General features: G+C 65.8%; 13 protein-coding genes. 9 read left to right on the top strand and 4 right to left on the bottom strand.

Going from position 1 to position 19,344, the window contains the following annotated elements; translation table 11 throughout:
* Positions 1–93 precede the first annotated feature (93 nt).
* Entirely contained in the window at positions 94–3,546 is a 3,453-nt protein-coding gene (locus tag V7787_RS37740) for a methylmalonyl-CoA mutase family protein (RefSeq protein WP_336092750.1), read from the bottom strand.
* A gap of 464 nt (positions 3,547–4,010) precedes the next feature.
* Here V7787_RS37740 and V7787_RS37745 point away from each other — a divergent pair, with 464 nt between their 5' ends.
* The 3 genes from V7787_RS37745 to V7787_RS37755 all read left to right on the top strand — a co-directional run bounded on the left by V7787_RS37745 (position 4,011) and on the right by V7787_RS37755 (position 6,195).
* Positions 4,011–4,328, top strand: coding sequence for a YXWGXW repeat-containing protein (locus tag V7787_RS37745; RefSeq protein ID WP_336092751.1), 318 nt, complete (start codon positions 4,011–4,013; stop codon positions 4,326–4,328).
* A gap of 205 nt (positions 4,329–4,533) precedes the next feature.
* Complete coding sequence (locus V7787_RS37750) at positions 4,534–5,619, top strand: C2 family cysteine protease (protein ID WP_336092752.1); 1,086 nt, start codon at positions 4,534–4,536, stop codon at positions 5,617–5,619.
* Between the two features lie 168 nt (positions 5,620–5,787).
* Positions 5,788–6,195 (top strand): hypothetical protein, encoded by a 408-nt coding sequence (locus V7787_RS37755; RefSeq protein WP_336092753.1) that lies wholly within the window; start codon positions 5,788–5,790, stop codon positions 6,193–6,195.
* A gap of 180 nt (positions 6,196–6,375) precedes the next feature.
* Here V7787_RS37755 and V7787_RS37760 read toward each other — a convergent pair whose 3' ends face one another.
* Positions 6,376–8,484, bottom strand: coding sequence for a C1 family peptidase (locus V7787_RS37760; RefSeq protein ID WP_336092754.1), 2,109 nt, complete (start codon positions 8,482–8,484; stop codon positions 6,376–6,378).
* Positions 8,485–8,911: 427 nt separating this feature from the next.
* On the opposite strand from V7787_RS37760, the gene V7787_RS37765 reads away from it, so the two are divergent.
* The 3 genes from V7787_RS37765 to V7787_RS37775 all read left to right on the top strand — a co-directional run bounded on the left by V7787_RS37765 (position 8,912) and on the right by V7787_RS37775 (position 12,071).
* Positions 8,912–10,015 (top strand): Glu/Leu/Phe/Val dehydrogenase dimerization domain-containing protein, encoded by a 1,104-nt coding sequence (locus tag V7787_RS37765; RefSeq protein WP_336092755.1) that lies wholly within the window; start codon positions 8,912–8,914, stop codon positions 10,013–10,015.
* A gap of 150 nt (positions 10,016–10,165) precedes the next feature.
* Complete coding sequence (locus V7787_RS37770) at positions 10,166–10,912, top strand: carbonic anhydrase (protein ID WP_336092756.1); 747 nt, start codon at positions 10,166–10,168, stop codon at positions 10,910–10,912.
* A 1-nt stretch (position 10,913) separates the two neighbouring features.
* The gene (locus V7787_RS37775) at positions 10,914–12,071 is read left to right on the top strand and encodes an isovaleryl-CoA dehydrogenase (protein ID WP_336092757.1); all 1,158 of its coding nucleotides are present in this window, start codon (positions 10,914–10,916) and stop codon (positions 12,069–12,071) included.
* Between the two features lie 99 nt (positions 12,072–12,170).
* On the opposite strand, the gene V7787_RS37780 is transcribed toward V7787_RS37775, so the two are convergent.
* Positions 12,171–12,911 (bottom strand): hypothetical protein, encoded by a 741-nt coding sequence (locus tag V7787_RS37780; protein WP_336092758.1) that lies wholly within the window; start codon positions 12,909–12,911, stop codon positions 12,171–12,173.
* A gap of 132 nt (positions 12,912–13,043) precedes the next feature.
* Between V7787_RS37780 and V7787_RS37785 the strand changes: the two genes are divergently transcribed.
* A complete protein-coding gene (locus V7787_RS37785; protein ID WP_336092759.1) occupies positions 13,044–14,114 on the top strand; it encodes a helix-turn-helix transcriptional regulator in 1,071 nt (356 codons plus the stop codon).
* 9 nt (positions 14,115–14,123) lie between these two features.
* Here V7787_RS37785 and V7787_RS37790 read toward each other — a convergent pair whose 3' ends face one another.
* Entirely contained in the window at positions 14,124–16,925 is a 2,802-nt protein-coding gene (locus V7787_RS37790) for a S8 family serine peptidase (protein WP_336092760.1), read from the bottom strand.
* 441 nt (positions 16,926–17,366) lie between these two features.
* Between V7787_RS37790 and V7787_RS37795 the strand changes: the two genes are divergently transcribed.
* Positions 17,367–18,542 carry a thiolase family protein gene (locus V7787_RS37795; RefSeq protein ID WP_336092761.1) on the top strand — a complete coding sequence of 392 codons (1,176 nt, stop codon included), beginning with the start codon at positions 17,367–17,369 and terminating at the stop codon, positions 18,540–18,542.
* A gap of 122 nt (positions 18,543–18,664) precedes the next feature.
* Positions 18,665–19,042, top strand: a complete 378-nt coding sequence (locus tag V7787_RS37800; RefSeq protein WP_336092762.1) for a hypothetical protein — start codon at positions 18,665–18,667, stop codon at positions 19,040–19,042.
* Positions 19,043–19,344 lie beyond the last annotated feature (302 nt).

The following is a 19,344-nucleotide window of genomic DNA, read 5'->3' on the forward strand; positions in this document are numbered from 1 at the left end:
GTATCAGTCAAAACCGTGCCGACTGGCGCTGATTTCGAGCCACAAAAAAAATCCCCGCCGGAGCGGGGATTTTTTTCTGAATCGCTGCGCCGATCACATATTGCGCCGGTACTCGCCGCCCACGTCATACAGCGCGTGGCTGATCTGCCCGAGGCTGTGGGTCTTCACCGCCTCCATCAAACTGGCGAACACGTTCTTGCGGTCGCGCGCGGCGGCTTGCAGGTTGCGCAGGCCTTCGCTGGCGTAGCCGTTGCGGCCTTGCTGGTAGGCCTGCACGTTGTCGATCTGCTGGCCCTTTTCCTCGCCGGTGGAGCGGATCAGCTCGATCTCGGTGACGATGTCGCCGCCGTGATCCTTGGGCAGGAAGGTGTTGACGCCGACCAGCGGCAGGCTGCCGTCGTGCTTCTTGTGTTCGTAGTACAGGCTTTCTTCCTGGATCTTGCCGCGCTGGTACATGGTGTCCATGGCGCCGAGCACGCCGCCGCGCTCGCTGATGGCTTCGAATTCCTTGTACACGGCCTCTTCGACGATGTCGGTGAGGTAGTCCACCGCGAAGCTGCCCTGCCAGGGGTTCTCGTTGAAGTTCAGCCCCAGCTCCTTGTTGATGATCATCTGGATCGCGACCGCGCGGCGCACGCTTTCTTCGGTCGGGGTGGTGATGGCTTCGTCGTAGGCGTTGGTGTGCAGGCTGTTGCAGTTGTCGAACAGCGCGTACAGCGCCTGCAAGGTGGTGCGGATGTCGTTGAACTGGATTTCCTGCGCGTGCAGCGAGCGGCCGGAGGTCTGGATGTGGTACTTCATCATCTGGCTGCGCGGGTCGGCGCCGTAGCGCTCGCGCATGGCGCGGGCCCAGATGCGGCGGGCGACGCGGCCGATCACGGTGTATTCCGGGTCCATGCCGTTGCTGAAGAAGAACGACAGGTTCGGCGCGAAGTCGTCGATCTTCATCCCGCGGGCGAGGTAGTACTCCACGATGGTGAAGCCGTTGCTCAGGGTGAAGGCGAGCTGGCTGATCGGGTTGGCGCCGGCTTCGGCGATGTGGTAACCGGAAATCGATACCGAATAGAAGTTGCGCACGTTCTTGTCGACGAAGAACTGCTGGATGTCGCCCATCATGCGCAAGGCGAATTCGGTGCTGAAGATGCAGGTGTTCTGGGCCTGGTCTTCCTTGAGGATGTCGGCCTGGACGGTGCCGCGCACGGTGGACAGGGTCTTGTCCTTGATGCGCTGGTAGGTTTCGGCGTCGACGACCTGGTCGCCGGTGATGCCGAGCAGGCCCAGACCGAGGCCGTCGTTGGTTTCCGGCAGCAGGCCGCTGTATTCCGGACGCTTGCGGCCGGCGAACATGGCTTCGATCTTGTCGTGCGCGGCGTCCCAGCGGGCGCCGTCTTCGCGCAGGTACTTCTCGACCTGCTGATCGATGGCGGTGTTCATGAACATCGCCAGCAGCATCGGCGCGGGGCCGTTGATGGTCATCGACACCGAGGTGGTGGGCGCGCACAGGTCGAAGCCGGAGTACAGCTTCTTCATGTCGTCCAGCGACGCGATGTTGACGCCGGAGTTGCCGATCTTGCCGAAGATGTCCGGGCGCACGGCCGGGTCTTCGCCGTACAGGGTGACGCTGTCGAACGCGGTCGACAGGCGCGCGGCGGGCTGGCCGACCGACAGGTAGTGGAAGCGGCGGTTGGTGCGCTCGGGCGTGCCTTCGCCGGCGAACATGCGGATCGGGTCTTCGCCGGTGCGGCGGTACGGGTACACGCCGCCGGTGTAGGGGTAGTAGCCCGGCAGGTTTTCCTTTTGCAGGAAGGTCAGCAGCTCGCCCCAGCTCTTGTAGGTGGGCGCGGCGATCTTCGGGATTTTCTGGTGGCTCAGCGAGTCGCGGTAGTTTTCGACCCGGATGGTCTTGTCGCGGACCTTGTATTCGTTGACTTCGTCGGTGATCGACTTCAGCCGCGCGGGCCAGTCGCGCAGCAGCTTCAATGCCTCGGAGGTGAGGGATTGGACGGCGTCGTTGTAGCGTTGGCGCAGGGTCAGCAGGGTGCGGTCGGCGGACTGGTCTTCGGGCAGCAGCGCTTGCGCGGCGTACAGATCCAGGGCCTTCGGCAACTGTTCGTCTTCCAGATCGTGCAGCGACTGCCAATACGACTGCGCGCGATCGGCGACTTCCGACTGGGTTTCGATCTGACGATTGATCGACCTGCCCTGCTCTGCGATCTCCGCCAAATAGCGCACGCGGCTGCCGGGAATCAGCACCGTCGCACGCGGCTCCTTGAGATCGGTGTTGACCTCCGGCGTCCACTTCTCCGCCGGCAGCGACAGCTTCTCGCGCAGCAAACGGCACAGATTGACGAACATCCAGCTGATGCCGGGGTCGTTGAACTGGCTGGCGATGGTCGGATAGACCGGAACGTCTTCGTCCTTGGTCTGGAACGCGACCCGGTTGCGCTTCCACTGCTTGCGCACGTCGCGCAGCGCGTCTTCGGCGCCGCGCTTGTCGAACTTGTTGAGCACCACCAGTTCGGCGTAATCGAGCATGTCGATCTTTTCCAGCTGGCTCGGCGCGCCGAAGTCGCTGGTCATCACGTACATCGGGAAATCGACCAGATCGACGATTTCCGAATCGCTCTGGCCGATACCGGCGGTTTCCACGATCACCAGGTCGTAACCCAGGCTGCGCAGCAGCGCGATGCAGTCCTTGAGCACGGTGTTGGTGGCCGAGTTCTGCCGGCGGGTGGCCATCGAACGCATGTACACGCGCGGGCTGCGCAGCGAGTTCATGCGGATGCGATCGCCGAGCAGCGCGCCGCCAGTGCGGCGGCGGGTCGGGTCGACCGAGATCACCGCCATGCGCATGTCGGGGAAGTTGGCGAGGAAGCGGTTGAGCAGTTCGTCGGTGACCGAGGACTTGCCCGCGCCGCCGGTGCCGGTGATGCCGACCACCGGGGTCTTGCCGCCGGCCAGTTGCCATTGCTTGCGCAGGTGCGCGAGCTGGGCTTCGTCGAGGCTGCCCTCTTCGATCGCCGAGAGCATCTTGCCGATGGTGATCTCATCGTCGATGACCGTGGGCTTGTCCGGTGCGGTGTCGGCCAGGCGGCCTGCGCTGGCGCGGCGGACCACGTCTTCGATCATCGCCACCAGCCCCATGTGCATGCCGTCGTTGGGGTGGTAGATGCGCTCCACGCCGTAGGCTTGCAGCTCGCGGATTTCCTCGGGGGTGATGGTGCCGCCGCCGCCGCCGAACACGCGGATGTGGCCGGCGCCGCGTTCCTTGAGCATGTCGACCATGTACTTGAAGTACTCGACATGGCCGCCCTGGTAGCTGGACAGGGCGATGCCGTCGGCATCTTCCTGCAGCGCGGCGCGGACCACGTCCTCGACCGAGCGGTTATGGCCCAGGTGGACGACTTCGGCGCCCTGCCCCTGGATCAGGCGACGCATGATGTTGATCGCCGCGTCGTGGCCGTCGAACAAGCTGGCGGCGGTGACGAAACGCAACGGCGTGGCGTCGGGCTGGGCGGCGGGAATATTGGCTGCAGTCGTGCTCATGGCTGTCTCGATACGCAGGTCGGGCTGTGCGTATTGTAGCTCTGTGAGCCAAGCCCGGTTTGGCGGCTCGGCGTGCGGGGGCGTAGGGGCGCGGGCCATTAAGGCCGCGGGGGCCCGGCGTCAATAGGGTGAACGGCCGGCGGCGGCGGGCGAATTGCGGTTCGGGTCGCAGCTGCGGGCGTTGCGGGGCCTGGTTTCGGCGCGAACGGATACGGCCCGGTCGCGGCTCGCGCCGCCCCTGCAGGGGGTGCGCGCGACCACACCACCTCCGGCCACTACCTGTAGGAGCGGCGCAAGCCGCGACCGCGAACCGCCGACCGCGACGCAAACAGCCCCCTCCGTCCAGCCAACCTTCAGCAATCCCGCGCGCCCATGAACGCCCCGCGCATCGCGGTCAACACCGGCGCAAGCCCGGCGTTGCCACGACTACCGGCGGATTCCCGCCGAATGCGAGGAGAACGGTCATGGCCATGCGGCCTTTGATGTTGGCAGCGGTACTGGGCGTGATGTCGGTCGCCGGCCTGCATGCGCCGCCGGCGCAGGCGCGCGCTTACATCGACGTGAATGTGCGCGTGGCGCCCCCGCCGCCGCGTTATGAGCGGGTGCGGGTGCGGCCGGGGTATGTGTGGGCGCCGGGGTATTGGCGTTGGGATGGTCGCGGCTATTACTGGGTCGGGGGGAGTTACGTGGTCGCGCGGCCGGGTTATGTCTATGTCACGCCGCGCTGGCATCCATACGGGCCGGCTTGGCGGTTTCATCCGGGGCGTTGGGATCGTCGCTGATTCCAGGTGCGGCGATTCATGCCCGGCTCGCCGCAATATTGCATCGCCTTTGCACAGGATCTCAGCCAACTCGCGATAAACCGGAGACCGAATTCGACGTCAATCTCAAACTCGCCTAGGCTGCTCCTATCGGCGCAGGCGGCATGCGGACCGATGACGAAGCCAACCGAATCGGACGCAGTCAAAGGCCAAGGAAACCAACGTCATGACAGGCCCGCGTTTCACCGCCAGCGATCTGTATGGCCCCAGTGGCCGCCCGCAGGCCGCCGATATCGATCAGGACCAGCTCAACGACTGTTATCTGGTCGCGCCGATGTCCGGACTGGCGCGGCAGCAACCGCAGCGCCTGCAGGATGCCATCAGCTACGACGAAGCCAGCCGATCGTTCAAGGTGCGCATGTACCGGCGCGACGCGGACGGCATCGCGCAGCCGGTGACGGTGGATGTCAGCCAGGCGGACTTGCGCGACAACCTGCGTCGCCATGGCGGTAGCGCGGTCGACAACCTCAGCGGCGTGGATGGACCGATCTGGCCGGCGGTGATGGAAACCGCATACGCCGAGCTGCAAGACCGCGGCAGTCGCAGCGCCAATTACGCTGCGATCGAATTTGGCGAACCGGGTCCGGCGATGCATGCGATTACTGGAGAATCCGGTCAAGATGTAACCCGCGAGCAGGTCGCCGCACTCACTGCTGAGCAGATCTATACCCGCTTGGAAACCGCGCTGACCGAAGGCCGCCCGGTGACGCTGGGCGCATACGCGGAAAACCCTGGATTTCCTCAGGATGGCCTGCAGGACCGGCATATGTACGCGGTCGAGGGCGTGCGCAAGGTCGGCGAAGACATGTTTCTGGATTTGCGCAACCCACTGGCCGTCAACGTCGCCGGCGAAGGCAACGACCCCGCCGGCGCGACGGTCAGCGTCAGTCTGAACACGCTCAAGCAAAGCGATGCGACCATGTTCAATATCGGCCCGGCGCCGCTTCCGCCAACGACACCGGCGGCACCCGAACCGACAGTGCCCGCAAGCGATTCGAGCAGCGCCGTACGCGGCGCGGCCCCGATCGCCAGTACCGGCAATCGTCATGTCGATGCCCTGCTCGCCAATCTCAACGATCCAGTCGCGCTCAAGCAGGCCATGCGCGAACTGTACGACTCGCCCGCTAGCCAAGCGCTGCGCGAAGGAGCCCGCGCGCAGTATCAGGAATCGTTGACGCGCGAACCCGCACAAGCCGCGCCGGCACCGCAAGCGCCTGCCCCGGAAGCGCCGGTGCGCGCCATGAGTCGCTGAGGTCGCGCTATGCAAGGGCAACGACTGATTTCCCATTCCACCCGCTGGCTGCTGTCGGCCGTGCTGTGCGCTGCGCTGCTTGCTTGCGCGACGGCGCCACATGCTGCCCGCAACCCTGCAGAGGATGCTGTCTTGATCGATCAACTACCAACCCCGAGCGCCACCATCGTGCAGCCGCTGGCCACCGGCGACCGCGCTCGCGAACAACAACGCTTGACGCGCGGACTAGACGCTTTGCTCGACGGGCGTTTTCAGGTGCGTGCGCATCGGCTGTTCGTGCTCGATGGCGACACCGACTGGATCGGCGTAAAAGCTTTCGCGCGCGGACACATAGAAAACCAGTTCGGAGGCATGTGGCTGGATGCGCCGCCGGCGAATGAGGACGTGAGCGCAATGGTGTGGCGCACCGCACGCCCCACAACGGGCTACGTAGCCCTCGCCTGGCTGCAGCCCGACGACGAAGCCGCCCCGAACGACCGCAACTTGGTGTTCGGTTATTTCGAACTGGAGAAAAACGCCGGCGCCCCGGCCGACCTCGAAAACCCAAAGGCCCACATGTTCGGGGGCGCGCGCTGAGCGCGACCAAACCAGCATCGCCTCAACAGACGTGCGGCAATGAAACCACTACGCGTCGACCTCGACGACCGATCCCCTGCGAGGTGCGACGCGCCTCGATAGTGGGCGCGTCGCACCGCTTGCCACTGCCGCCATCCCTGCGGCCCTGCTGCTTGGGTCCATTGTTCCCGATGAACATGATTATTTTTTGACAGCGCGGACGATGTTGCGGCGCCGCTCGGCGATGCCGGCGTCGGAGCGTTGAATATCGAAACTCGCCGTGGTCGCGGGCTGGCCGAGAATCCGCGCGAGCGTCGCGGCCAAGGTCGCGCGGTCGTCGTCGAAGCCGCCGTGCGAGGTCGCCGAGGCTGCGTCCGGCGAGCCTTCCGGCAGGCCCGCGGTCGGCGATTGGATCCAGTCGATGCGGCCGCTGTCGATAAGTTCGCGCAGTTCCCTCGATCCCTGCGCCGCGCCCGATTCCAGGAACCGCGCCATGCCCAGCAGCGGTGTGCCGTTGCGGTACTTCTTGTTGATCCAGGTGCGCGCTTGCTGTTCGAACGCGTGCGCGACCAGGTACAGCAGCGATTTATGGTAGATGCCGGCGCAATGGTCGTCGTTCTCGGCCTTGTCGGTCAGGGTGAACAGCGACATGCGTTTGATCGCGCCGCTGCGCAGCGCCGGCGCGTAGGTGTCGAGAAACAGATCCACGGTGATCGCCGGCGCCCACAGGGTCAGGCTTTCGATCTCGCGCCCCAGGCCTTGCATGCCGACCGCGGGGCCGCTGGGGACGATGCCGCGAGTGGTCAGCAACTGCACCAGCGGCGCCAGCAGGATCGAGCCGGCGCTGTGGCCGGTGAGGTGCAGTTCCACCTTGGGATCGCGCGCGATCCATTCGTCCAGCAAGCGCGCGACCAGGGCCGCGCCGCCGGCTTCCTGCACCGCGCCGTTGGCCAGCGGCGTGCGCGCGGTGGTCGCGAGCATGCCGTTCTCTTTCATTTCGTCCCACATCAACTTGCCGCCGGCGGTGCGCGCCAACGGTTCCAGGGTGTCGTCGAGACGGTCCAGCAGCAGATCCTTGGCCTTGTCGATCAGGCCTTCGCTGCGCGGCTTGGCAACGTCGCGCAGGATATTGCCCAGCGTGGTCCAGGCGTCGGTCTTCCAGATGAAGGCCAGCGGGTAGATCTGCTTGCTCAGCAGGGTTTGCCGGTAATCGGCGACGCGCTGGATCGCGCCCTGCTCGGGCACCAAACCGCCATGGGCGTAGAGCAGCACTCGCTTCTTCTGCCAGTCTCCGGTGATCCGCGGCAGGTCCTTGCGGATCAGATTGCGCACGTCGTCGGCGGTGGTGCCGAAACGGCCGTCGTCGCGCAGGCGGCCGTTGTTGCCGAGGCTGACGATGTGCGGGCGCAGATCGGCCTGCGAGTAACCGGTGGACTGGCGCGCCAGACTGGAATGGCTGACCGCGCTGGACTGCGCGTTGTGCAGCCGGATCGGCACCGCCAGACGCGCCACCCAGACATCGGTGCCGCGCTCCAGCCATTCGTCGTAACTGATGTAACCGTAACCGCGCAGACCCCAGCCCGGCCCCCAGGAGTTCTGGATCCAGAATCCGCCTTCGTCGTAACCGACGATGGCGAAGGCGTGATAACCGGCGATTTCCTGGCGTTTCCAGGCGATCCGCCCGCGCGTCGGCGCGTCCCAGCCGTCGTGCACCGCGCTGGAAGCGAACAACACCCCGACCTCGGCGAAGGCCGCGTGCATGGCCACCAGGTCTTTGTGATTGACCCGGAAATACGCGCCGAGCGGACGTTGCGCGGCGTCGCGCGCGCGTTGCTCGGTGTAGGTTTCCATCTGCTCGCCGGCCTTGTACGGCCAGACCTTGTCCGAACACACGCCGTGGTGGTGCCAGCCTTTCATCGCGCCGCGGCAGCTGGAGCCGGAGTATTTTTCCCCGCGCCATTCGTCGTAGCGGCGGGCCATGTCGTAGAACATGCGGGTGCTGACCGGCGCCAGCCGCGCGCGCGGGTTGCGCCGGCGCAGCAAGGCGTGCGCGACCGCGGCCAGGCCGAACGCGGTGCAGGCGCCTTCGTCGCCCTGGTCCAGCACCGGCACGCGCAGCTTGAGGTGTTCGCTCAGCGGTTTGTGCGCCGGCACGTCGATCAGCGTCGGCTCGAACATCCGGTCGCGGAAGTCGGCGGTGTCCGGGCGCGCATCGAGCAGGCGCGAGCGCAATTGGTGGGCGGTGGCGCTGCGGCCGGCGCGCTTGGCGGCGGGTTTGCGCGTTGCAGCGGCTTTCCTTGCGGTGGCCATGATTCGGCGTCCTGTTAAGCGGTAACGGTGCGATCCGCATCCGGGTTAACGCCGCGACGGCGCCGGTCCGGACAGATCCAATCCACCATTATCGTGTTTCCTTTTCGCACTATCAGCGACACGAACAGCGCCCGAACACACAGTCCTGCGCCGTCCCCGCGCGTTTGGACGGCAGCGCCGACGGCGGCCGGCCCAGACTTTGGATCGTGGCAAACGACAACCCCGGCAAACCCCGCGGCGGCGGCGGCCTCCCTACGGCCGGCATACCTAGCCGTATTGCCCGATTGCTTTAGACTAGCGCCCCTGCGCCGGCCGCCGTTTCGCCGCCGCACAGGCGAATTCATTTCATTTCAACGACTTAACCCACAGCCAGGCGCGACGCGTAAGCGCAATCTTCCGCGCACTCCCGCCCGGTTCGGAGCACCCGATGATTTTCGAAACCCTCGACACCTTCGGCCATGAGCAGGTCGTGTTCTGCCATAACAAGGACGCCGGCCTGAAGGCCATCATCGCGATTCACAACACCGTGCTCGGCCCGGCCCTGGGTGGCCTGCGCATGTGGCCGTACAAGACCGAGCAGGACGCGCTCAACGATGTGCTGCGTCTGAGCCGCGGCATGACCTACAAGAACGCGGTCGCCGGCCTGAACATCGGCGGCGGCAAGGCGGTCATCATCGGCGATCCCTCTGCCGACAAGTCCGAGGCGCTGTTCCGCGCGTTCGGCAAGTTCGTCGATTCGCTGGGCGGCCGCTACATCACCGCCGAAGACGTCGGCATCGACGTCAACGACATGGAATACGTGTACCGCGAGACCGAGTACGTCACCGGCGTGCACCAGGTCCACGGCGGTTCGGGCGACCCGTCGCCGTTCACCGCCTACGGCACCTTGCAGGGCCTGATGGCCTCGCTGAACAAGCGTTTCGGCGATGAGGAAGTCGGCAAGTACAGCTACGCCGTGCAGGGCCTGGGCCACGTCGGCATGGAATTCGTCAAGCTGCTCAAGGAGCGCGGCGCGAAGATCTTCGTCACCGACATCAACAAGGGCCTGGTCGACAAGGCCGTGTCCGAATACGGCGCCGAAGCGGTCGGCCTGGACGAAATCTACGACGTCAACGCCGATGTGTACTCGCCGTGCGCGCTGGGCGGCACCGTCAACGAGCAGACCTTGCCGCGCCTGAAGGCCAAGATCATCTGCGGCGCGGCCAACAACCAGCTGGCCAACAACGCCATCGGCGACGAAGTGGCCAAGCGCGGCATCCTGTACGCGCCGGACTACGCGGTCAACGCCGGCGGCGTGATGAACGTGGCGCTGGAACTCGACGGCTACAACCGCGAGCGCGCCATGCGCATGATGCGCACGATCTACCACAACCTCGGCCGCATCTTCGAGATCGCCGAGCGCGACAGCATCCCGACCTACACCGCCGCCGACCGTTTGGCCGAAGAGCGCATCACCGCGATCGGCAAGCTGAAGCTGCCGCTCGGCCGCTCCAATCCGAGCTTCCGCGGACGCATCCGCAGCGGGCACTGACGCACACTTCGACGGGGCCAACGGCCCCGTCGTCGTATTCGGCGTAGGGTTTTGTCGCCCATTCGCGTTGATGGAGTGGGCCACGACGATCGCTTTGCCGGACCAGACGCGATTTTTCCCCCGATGTTGTGCACGTACAGGACCTCAGACATGCGTAAACACACTCTCGCCGTCGTTGTCGCCGCTGCCCTCGCCTTCACCGCCCAAGCCACCGAGCAGGCCAAGCCCGCCGCCGCCTCGCATCACGAGGCCTACGATTACGATCATCAGGAAGGCTGGAAGGCCGCCCACGACAAGTCGCAGTCGCCGATCGACATCGTCACCGCCAGCGCCGTCGCCGCCGATGAGCACGAGCCGCGCGCGATCGAGTTCGTCCACACCCGCGGCGCGGTCGACAAGGTCGAAGACAACGGCCATTCGGTCCAGGTCGACACCCACGCCACCGAAGCGACGATCCGCGGACGCCATTTCAAGCTCGCCCAGTTCCACTTCCATGCGCAAAGCGAGCACACCCTGGACGGCAAGCACTACCCGCTGGAGGGCCATTTCGTCTTCAAGGCCCAGGACGGCCGCCTGGCGGTGGTCGGGGTCATGTATGAACAGGGCAAGGCCAATGCGGTCGCGCAGGACGTCCTCGACGACCTGAGCCCGCGCAAGACCGCGCCGGCCCAGCAAGAGATCGACATCGAGGGCCTGATTCCCAAGTCGCACGGCTACTACCACTACCTGGGCTCGCTCACGACCCCGCCTTTGACGGAAAATGTCGAGTGGTACGTGCTGCCGACGCCGGTGACCATGTCCAAACAGCAGATCGACGGGTTCCTGAGTCACTACCGTCGCAACAACCGCAACATCCAACCGCTCAACGGGCGGCCGCTGATTCGTTACGAGGGCTGATATGCGCAGTTTCCCCCTGGGTGAAGAGATCGACGCACTGCGCGATGCCGTGCGCCGTTTCGCCGACGCCGAAATCGCTCCGCGCGCGGAGCGGATCGATCACGACAACGCGTTCCCGCAAGACCTGTGGCCCAAACTGGGCGAGATGGGTCTGCTCGGCATGACCGTGCCGGGCGAATACGGCGGCAGCGACATGGGCTATCTGGCCCATCTGGTGGCGATGGAGGAAATCTCGCGCGCCTCGGGTTCGGTCGGCCTTTCTTACGGCGCCCACTCCAACCTGTGCGTATCCAACCTGTACGCCAACGCCAATGAAGCCCAGCGGCAGAAGTACCTGCCCAAGCTGTGCACCGGCGAATGGAAGGGCGCGCTGGCGATGAGCGAACCCGGCGCCGGTTCCGACGTGGTCGGCTCGATGAGCTGCCGCGCCGAACTCAAGGACGGCGTATGGGTGGCCAACGGCAACAAGATGTGGATCACCAACGGCCCGGAAGCCGATGTGCTGATCGTGTACATGCGCACCGCCGGCAAGAACGCGGGCAGCAAGTGCATGACCGCCTTCATCGTCGAAAAGGGCATGAAGGGCTTTTCCACCGCGCAGAAGCTCGACAAGCTGGGCATGCGCGGTTCCAACACCTGCGAACTGGTGTTCGAGAACTGCGAAATTCCTGCGGAAAACGTGCTCGGCGAAGTGCACCACGGCGTCAAGGTACTGATGAGCGGGCTCAACACCGAGCGTTTGGTGCTGACCGGCGGCCCGCTGGGGCTGATGCAATCGGCCATGGACATCGCCCTGCCCTACGTGCGCGAGCGCAAGCAGTTCGACGTCGCCATCGGCACCTTCAGCCTGATGCAGGGCAAGATCGCCGACATGTACACCGCGCTGCAGTCCAGCCGCGCGTTCGCCTATCAGGTCGGCCGCGATTTCGACGCCGGACACAAGAGCCGGGTCGATGCCGCCTCGTGCCTGCTGCATGCCTCCGACGCTGCGGTGCAAGTCGCGCTGGAAGCGATCCAGACCCTGGGCGGCAACGGCTACATCAACGAGTACCCGACCGGGCGGATTCTGCGCGATGCCAAGCTGTATGCGATCGGCGCGGGCACGAACGAGATTCGGCGGATGTTGATTGGGCGGGAGTTGTTCGACGGTAAGAGCTGAGCGTCGAAGCAGAGCTGTAAAGCGAACGCCGCCACGGCAACGTGGCGGCGTTTTTGTATGCGTGGAGCGGCTCTATCCGTCCAAGCATCCCGTCGTGCGCTACGGGCATTTCTCCAGTTTTTTCTTGACGTCCGCGGGCATGTAAAAGCGCCCGGCTTTTAGAGAGTCGTCGCGCTTGTCCTGTTCGGCCCGGGCCATTCGCAGGGCGCGCGCCATCTCGTAGCTGATCTGAAACCCCGGAACCAGGCTTTCGGCTCGGGCGAACGCGCTTTCGGCCTGGTCCCACGAGCACGATGCCAACGCTTCGAATCCTTGGTCCTGCGCAGCTCTGGCGCTGCCGACGCGATCTTCATCGCCTGTCTGCTTGGCCTTCTCGGTAGCGGCCTCGTTGCGCTCGGCATCGGCAAATTTTGCGATCACCTCGACGATCGACCTGTAGATATCCAACTCATCCTTGGAAATGGACCCATCATCGGTGGCTAGACGCCGCTCGCACATCCGGTACATCACGTCGCGCAAGGCCAACACCGACGGTGTTCGGCCTTGTAGCTCCTTCAAGGTGGTCTTGGACGTACTGTCGAAAACCACGTTGCCTTTCTTGGCGATGTCGCCGGTAAGTTTAAGCAATGCTTCGGTGGATAGACCGGTGTCTGAAAAGGGTTCCGAACACACTTTGACCTGGCCGCTTTTCGGATCGATCACTACCCAGCCGCCGCGTCGTTCGCTGGGAAAGTCGACCATCCGCACCGGATCACCATCCTTGCCGATCAGCTTCGTCTTGGAATGCGGAAAAGTTCCACAAGCACTCAGTCCAAACGCAGCGGTTGCTGCAACAAACATCGATAACGTCCTCATCGCTCCCCCCTTGGCCGTCGCGGCCGATTGATCGGCATTGCATACCGGCGTAGGTTCGCGTGCAGGTCGCATCTGCGACTTGACAAGGAGTCGACGGCCATGCCGAACGAATCGGAGTTGCAGACCGCGCTGTGCGATCTCTACGGCCAGTTCGGCGAACCCGAGCGGCTCCAGCGATTTCTTTCGGCGGTCGCGGCCGCGACCGGAAGCCACCTAGGGCTGATGATCCGGCAAGACCTGCGCGCCGGCGGCCGTATGTTAGCGGCCAACGGCATCGACTCGCTGGAAATGGCCCGTTACGAGGGTAAGCATTCCGAGCAGAACATCTGGTTCGAACGCGCCAGCGGACACACGCGTGCGGGCTTCGTATTCGTCAGCGATGAGTGGGTGCGCCTGCGGGAACTGCGCGCGACGCAGTGGTACAACGACTATCTTCGCCCGATCGATGTCGCCCACTCGACCGGCATTTGCGGGTCGCTGGATGCCGGCAAAGGCATGTTCCTGAGCTTGTGCCGGTCCGCGCGGACAGGCGCCTACGACGGCAGCGACCGGCGATTTCTGGAGTTGCTGTCGCCTCATTTCGTCAATGCTTGCCAGATTCAATCGCAGCTCGAACGGGTTCGCTCGACTGAGCAAGAACAGCGCGCAGATCGGCGCGCACTGTTCTTGTTGGACCGCCGCCTGTGCTGGGTCAACGACAACCCCGCGGCGGCGGCGATCGTCGCTGTCGGTTGGTGGCGCGGCGGCCTCGGCCGCCCGATCGAACCCGTGCATCCGATGACGCGGGCCGCCTGGAATGCCTCGCTGCGCGAACTGACGACCGGGACGCCTTCATCGACGTTCTCGGTGTATGGCCGCGATCAGAGCCTGGTCGCTTTCGCCCGGCTCAGCCGTTATGCGGCGGCCGAGGGCTCGCTGACCTACGCCTTGTTCGTGCGCCCCTTGAATCTGGCCGAGTCGGCGGACACCGCCGCGCAGTTGCGCCACTTGTTCGATCTCACCCCGAGCGAGGCGAATCTGGCGCTGGCGCTGCGCCGCCATCCCGACCTCGAACAGGCCGCCGCCGCGCTGGGCATCGCGCTGTCGGGCGCGCGCACGCGCCTGCAATCGATACTCGACAAGACCGGAATGCACCGCCGTTCCGGCCTGGTGCGCTTGCTCGATGCGCTCAACGACACGCTTTGCTAGTGCGCGCGCTCAGAACGAGAACGACCACCGAGCCAACGCACGCGGATAATGCCGCCCGAACTCGTAACGATTGTCCATATCCAGACTCAACACCCCGCCCTTGGCGAAGCGCGCATTGATCCCGAGCCCGAACACCCCGGCCTCGCGCGCGAACGGATCGCTGACGATCGGCGACCACACCTCCAGCCCGGTGAAACGCGCGTCGATGTAACGCCCCGACTGGGCCACCGTGCGCTGCCATTCGGCACGCCCGCTCAGGCCGAACAAGGTCGAACCCAAACGCCACTCGCGCTCCAGGCGCATGCCGGCCAACAACTGCGTCGCGCTCAGCGTGGAGCCGTCCGCGCTCAGGCCGAAGCCGGCCGCGCCGGTTTCTTCGAAGCCGTTGCGATCCAGACGCAAGCTCTGCGCGCCGATGTAGGGCGTCAGCAAGCCCTCGCGCAATTCGAAGCGGTGGCCCGCCTGCACGCCCACATTGAGATAACGGTTGGCGTAATTGGAACCGGTGCCGAACTGCGTCGCGCCCAGCAGGACTTCGCGCTGCAAGTTGCGGTCCATGTTGCCGAACGCCGCGCGTCCCATCAGATAGCTGCCGGCGCGATCCCACGAGGCGTAGAACTGGCCTTCGATCTGGCGATTGCGCTCGCGGTCGCGGCGTTGCGCGCTGTAGGCGTAGCCGTCGGTCTGGCTCAAGGCGGCGCCGACGCTGAGCGCGCCGAAACGCTGATCGTGGCCGACGATCCAACCGCTGGCGTCCAAGTCCAGCCGACCGCCGGCGATGCGGCGCGCATCGATGCGGTCGGACCACGCGCCGCTGCGGGGGTTCAGATACTGCGCGTCCAGCCGCGATTCCAGCGCGCGGCGGTTGCCTTCGATCGACATCATCGCGAACGCGGCGTCGGCGCTGTGCAATTCGCCGGACAAACTCGCCAGCGAGCGTTGCGCCGCGGCCGGCGTCGCCGACTGCTGCAACGCGCCGGCCGCCGCCGCGAACGCGCCTTGCGCCCCGGCCCCGCCGCGCACCAGCGCGCCTGAGTCCAGACCGCTCAAGGCGCCGTCCACGCGCGCCGCCGAGGCGGTGTCGGCTGCCTGCATGCCTAGCGATTGCGCGGTCGCAGTGATGCTCAGCGCGGAAATGTCGAGCCAAGCCTGAGTCGCGCTGTAGCCGAGGGTGGCGGTCAGGAACACGCCCGGCGCGGTCGACAGACTGCCGAACTGTCCGTTGACGCTGCCGGCGTTGAGAAACACTTCGCGGCTGGAACGCACGTACCCCGGCAACTGCCCGAGCACCCGCGCATCGCCGGCCAGACTGGCGCTGCCGCCGACATCGAGTTTGGCGCCGATGAAGAACTGCAATTGCCCGGTCGGCGATTGGGCGTAGTTGCCGTCCACGCGCAGACCCGCGCCGTCCAGGCGCAACGCGCCCTGGTTGTCGACCCGATTGGTCAGCTTGGCGCCGTTGCCGCCGGCGAACACCGCGCCGTTGCGCACGGTCAGCGGCGAGGCCAGGGTGCCGCCGTCGTTCAGGCGCAAGGTGCCGCCGACCACATCGGTCGCGCCGGTGTAGGTGTTGGCGCTGGTCGCATCCAGGCGCAGCGTGCCGCTGCCTTCCTTGACCAGACCGCCGGCGCCGCTGAGCTGGTTGGACCAGGTCGAGGTGCCGTCGAAACTCACCCGCACGTTGCCCCAATCCAGACGCCGCGGCCCGCGCACCGCGGCGCCGACGTCGAGCAGGCCTTGGCCGAACACCGGATCGACGCCGGGCGCGCCCAGATCCTTGGCATTGCCGAGCAAGGTCTGCCGGACCAGGTCGTTGTTGAAGTAGGGAAACGCCTGCCACACCAACGCCGCGGCGCCGGAGACCTGCGGCGCGGCGAAAGAGGTGCCGCGCACCACCCAGTAGCTGGGATTGCCGACCGCATCGTTGACCCCGGTCGCCTGCACGTCGCCGGGTGCGACCAGGCAGTAGTTCATGGCGATGCCGCAGGCGTTGGAGTAACTCGCCAGTTGGGTCGGGTTGCTGGTGTCCAGCGCCGCCGCAGCGATCCAGCCGCGCTCCAGCACGTCCGCGCCCGCGCCCTGGCTGGGCAGCGAGGCGTTGTCGGAGGGCTGCGCCTTGGATTCGTTGCCGGTGGCGAACACCACCAGGCCGCCGTTGTCGATGAAGGGCTTGTAGGCGGCGATGAAGCTCTGGGTGACGTTGTCGCCGGTCCAGTACAGACCGCCCCAGGAGTTGTTCATGATCCGCACGCCGGCGTTCATCAGATCGCGGCCGACGATGTCCAGGCCGCCGTTGTCGCGCGCTTCGTTGCCCTGGCCGGAACCGTCGTCGGACGGCCGGGTATCGGAGAGGATGCGCGCGGACACGATGCTCGCGCCCGGCGCGATGCCGCCCGGCCACGCGCCGACCGGGGTGCCGGCGATGATCTGCGAGACATAGGTGCCGTGACCGAGCACGTCGTCGACGCGATGGTTGTTGGTGCGCGGATCGGTGTAGATGAAATGCGGGCCGACCCGGCCGTTGAGCGCGGGATGGTCGCGGCGCACGCCGCTGTCGACCACGCCGATGCGCACGCCCGCGCCGGTGAAGCCGGCCGCTTGCGCCGCGCGGGTGTTGGTCAAATCCAGATGCGCGCCGATCGGCGGCGTCGGCGAAGACGGCGGCGGCGGCGGGTTGTTGGTCGGCGGCGGGGTCGGCTTGACGTTGTCGCCGCCGCCTCCGCCACCGCAGGCACTGAGGATGGCCACGCTGAGCGCGCACACCGCCCATTGCGGGCCACGACGACGCACTGCCGGGTCGAAACGTTTCATGGCTGTTCCCTCTGCGGCCGGCGTGGGTTCCGCTCCCCAGCGGATCTGTCGCGCCCTCGCCGCCGTTTTAATCCAAAGTCTTGCGCAGCGACAATCGATTCGTTGATTTATTACGCAGATTTGGACGATCGCGGATTCAACGGCGTGTACCGACGCACGGACGGCGGTCAGCGGCGAGATTCTCCACGCGCTCGCCGCCGATATTCACCCACCCGGCGAAGTTTATGTAATCGATTTCATCGATCAGAGCCTGACTCCCCTGTTCAGCTGGGCGCCGGTTATCGAAGGCGGCGACACCCGATTCGTTCAATTTTCGTTAGTCCAGCGCCATCCCCTGCCGGATGTTTGCGGCACCGCAGCATGGCGCCGCATAATCGATGGATTCCGGCCCAGCCGAGCTGGTTGCCGGCCCCTACAACGCCACAGTTTCGGAGTTCGTCCATGAGCGATGTCGTCATCGTCGGTGCCAAGCGCACCGCCATCGGTTCCTTCCTCGGCCAATTCACCGGCGTACCGACCCCGACCCTGGGCAGCGCCGCCATCGTCGGCGCGCTGGAGCAGGCCGGCGTGGCCGCCGACCAGGTCGACGAAGTGATCATGGGCTGCGTGCTCCCGGCCGGCCTGGGCCAGGCCCCGGCGCGCCAGGCCGCGCTCGGCGCCAACCTGCCGACCTCGGCCGGCTGCACCACGATCAACAAGGTCTGCGGTTCGGGCATGAAGGCGATCATGCTGGGCCACGATCTGATCAAGGCCGGCTCGGCCAAACTGGTCGTCGCCGGCGGCATGGAATCGATGACCAACGCCCCGCACGTGCTCAACAACTCGCGCACCGGCATCCGCTACGGCAGCGCCGAAATGCTCGACCACATGGCCTGGGACGGTCTGACCAACCCCTACGACGGCAAGGCCATGGGCGTGTTCGGCGACGCCGCCTGCGCCAAGTACGACTTCGACCGCGCCGCCATCGACGCCTATTCCGAAGAGAGCGTAAAGCGCGCCCAGGCTGCGCAATCCGCCGGTCATTTCAAGGCTGAAATCGTTTCCGTGACGGTCAAGGGCCGCAAGGGCGACGTGGTCGTGGACAGCGACGAAGAGCCGGGCAAGATCGACACCAGCAAGATCCCGGGCCTGCGTCCGGCGTTCAACAAGGACGGCGTGCTGACCGCCGCGTCCTCCTCGAAGATTTCCGACGGCGCCGCCGCCACCGTGCTGATGTCGGCCGAGGAAGCCGCCGCGCGCGGGCTCAAGCCGCTGGCGCGCATCGTCGCCCACGCCGGCCACGCGCAGGCGCCGGAATGGTTCACCACCGCGCCGGTGAAAGCGATTTCAAACGTGCTGGAAAAGGCCGGCTGGACGGTCGCCGACGTCGATTTGTTCGAGGTCAACGAGGCCTTTTCGGTGGTGGCCATGGCGCCGATGAAGGACCTGGGCATCGCCCACGACAAGATCAACGTGCACGGCGGCGCGGTCGCGCTGGGCCACCCGATCGGCGCCAGCGGCGCCCGCCTGGTGGTCACTTTGATCAATGCCTTGCGTGTCCGCGGCGGCAAGCGCGGCGTCGCCTCGCTGTGCATCGGCGGTGGCGAGGCGACCGCTATCGCAATCGAATTAGTGTAAAAAGTTAAAAACGCGTTGCACAAAAAAAACCGGCAGGCCGCTTGACACACGTCACCGGCTTGTCATCATGTTATCGGCGCGCAACTGCGCGTTGCCTAACTAAACGACGAGGAATCCGAATCATGAATTTCAACAAGGCGCTGATCGCCCTGGCTCTGGGCCTGGCCCTGGCCGCTTGCTCGAACCAGAAGGCCGCTGAAGAAGCTTCGGCCGACGCCGCTGCCGCTTCGACCGAAGCTCAGGCCGCTGCCGACACCGCCGCTGCCGCTGGCGACGCCGCCACCGCCGACGCCGCTGCTGCTTCGGCTGACGCCGCTGCTACCGCTGCCGACGCCGCTGCCACCTCGGCCGACGCCGCTGCTGCTGCCACCACCCCGGCCGCTGCCGACGCCGCTGCCGACGCCGCCAAGGGCGCTGCTGACGCCGCCGGCGCTGCTGCCGACGCCGCCAAGGACGCTGCCGCTCCGGCGGAAGCTGCCAAGGAAGAAGCGAAGAAGTAATATCGCGCAAGCGATACTGCTAGTTCCGACGCGAAAACCTCGCGTCGAACGGGAAAGCCGCCGGTTATCCGGCGGCTTTTTCCGTAAGGTCAGTGAACGATCGAAGCCGGCTTGCCGGACCGCTGCGAGCACTGGCGTTGCCTGACACGTTCCACCACACGTTTTTTCTCAGACAACTCCTCAGGAGACAGCTCATGAAGACCCATCTCTACGTCCTGCTCGCCGCCGCCGTCCTGGCACTGTCGGCTTGCGCCCAGAAGGCTGAAGAAGCCAAGGACGCCGCTGCTGAAGCTTCCGCCGCC

The organism is Pseudomonas sp. CGJS7 (assembly GCF_036961695.1).

Excerpts from the sequence above, each read along its gene's own strand:
- V7787_RS37760 (WP_336092754.1), bottom strand. The coding sequence starts at position 8,484 with ATGGCCACCGCAAGGAAAGCCGCTGCAACGCGCAAACCCGCCGCCAAG.
- V7787_RS37750 (WP_336092752.1), top strand. The coding sequence starts at position 4,534 with ATGACAGGCCCGCGTTTCACCGCCAGCGATCTGTATGGCCCCAGTGGC.
- V7787_RS37775 (WP_336092757.1), top strand. The coding sequence starts at position 10,914 with ATGCGCAGTTTCCCCCTGGGTGAAGAGATCGACGCACTGCGCGATGCC.
- V7787_RS37770 (WP_336092756.1), top strand. The coding sequence starts at position 10,166 with ATGCGTAAACACACTCTCGCCGTCGTTGTCGCCGCTGCCCTCGCCTTC.
- V7787_RS37790 (WP_336092760.1), bottom strand. The coding sequence starts at position 16,925 with ATGAAACGTTTCGACCCGGCAGTGCGTCGTCGTGGCCCGCAATGGGCG.
- V7787_RS37795 (WP_336092761.1), top strand. The coding sequence starts at position 17,367 with ATGAGCGATGTCGTCATCGTCGGTGCCAAGCGCACCGCCATCGGTTCC.
- V7787_RS37740 (WP_336092750.1), bottom strand. The coding sequence starts at position 3,546 with ATGAGCACGACTGCAGCCAATATTCCCGCCGCCCAGCCCGACGCCACG.
- V7787_RS37745 (WP_336092751.1), top strand. The coding sequence starts at position 4,011 with ATGGCCATGCGGCCTTTGATGTTGGCAGCGGTACTGGGCGTGATGTCG.
- V7787_RS37765 (WP_336092755.1), top strand. The coding sequence starts at position 8,912 with ATGATTTTCGAAACCCTCGACACCTTCGGCCATGAGCAGGTCGTGTTC.
- V7787_RS37780 (WP_336092758.1), bottom strand. The coding sequence starts at position 12,911 with ATGTTTGTTGCAGCAACCGCTGCGTTTGGACTGAGTGCTTGTGGAACT.
- V7787_RS37800 (WP_336092762.1), top strand. The coding sequence starts at position 18,665 with ATGAATTTCAACAAGGCGCTGATCGCCCTGGCTCTGGGCCTGGCCCTG.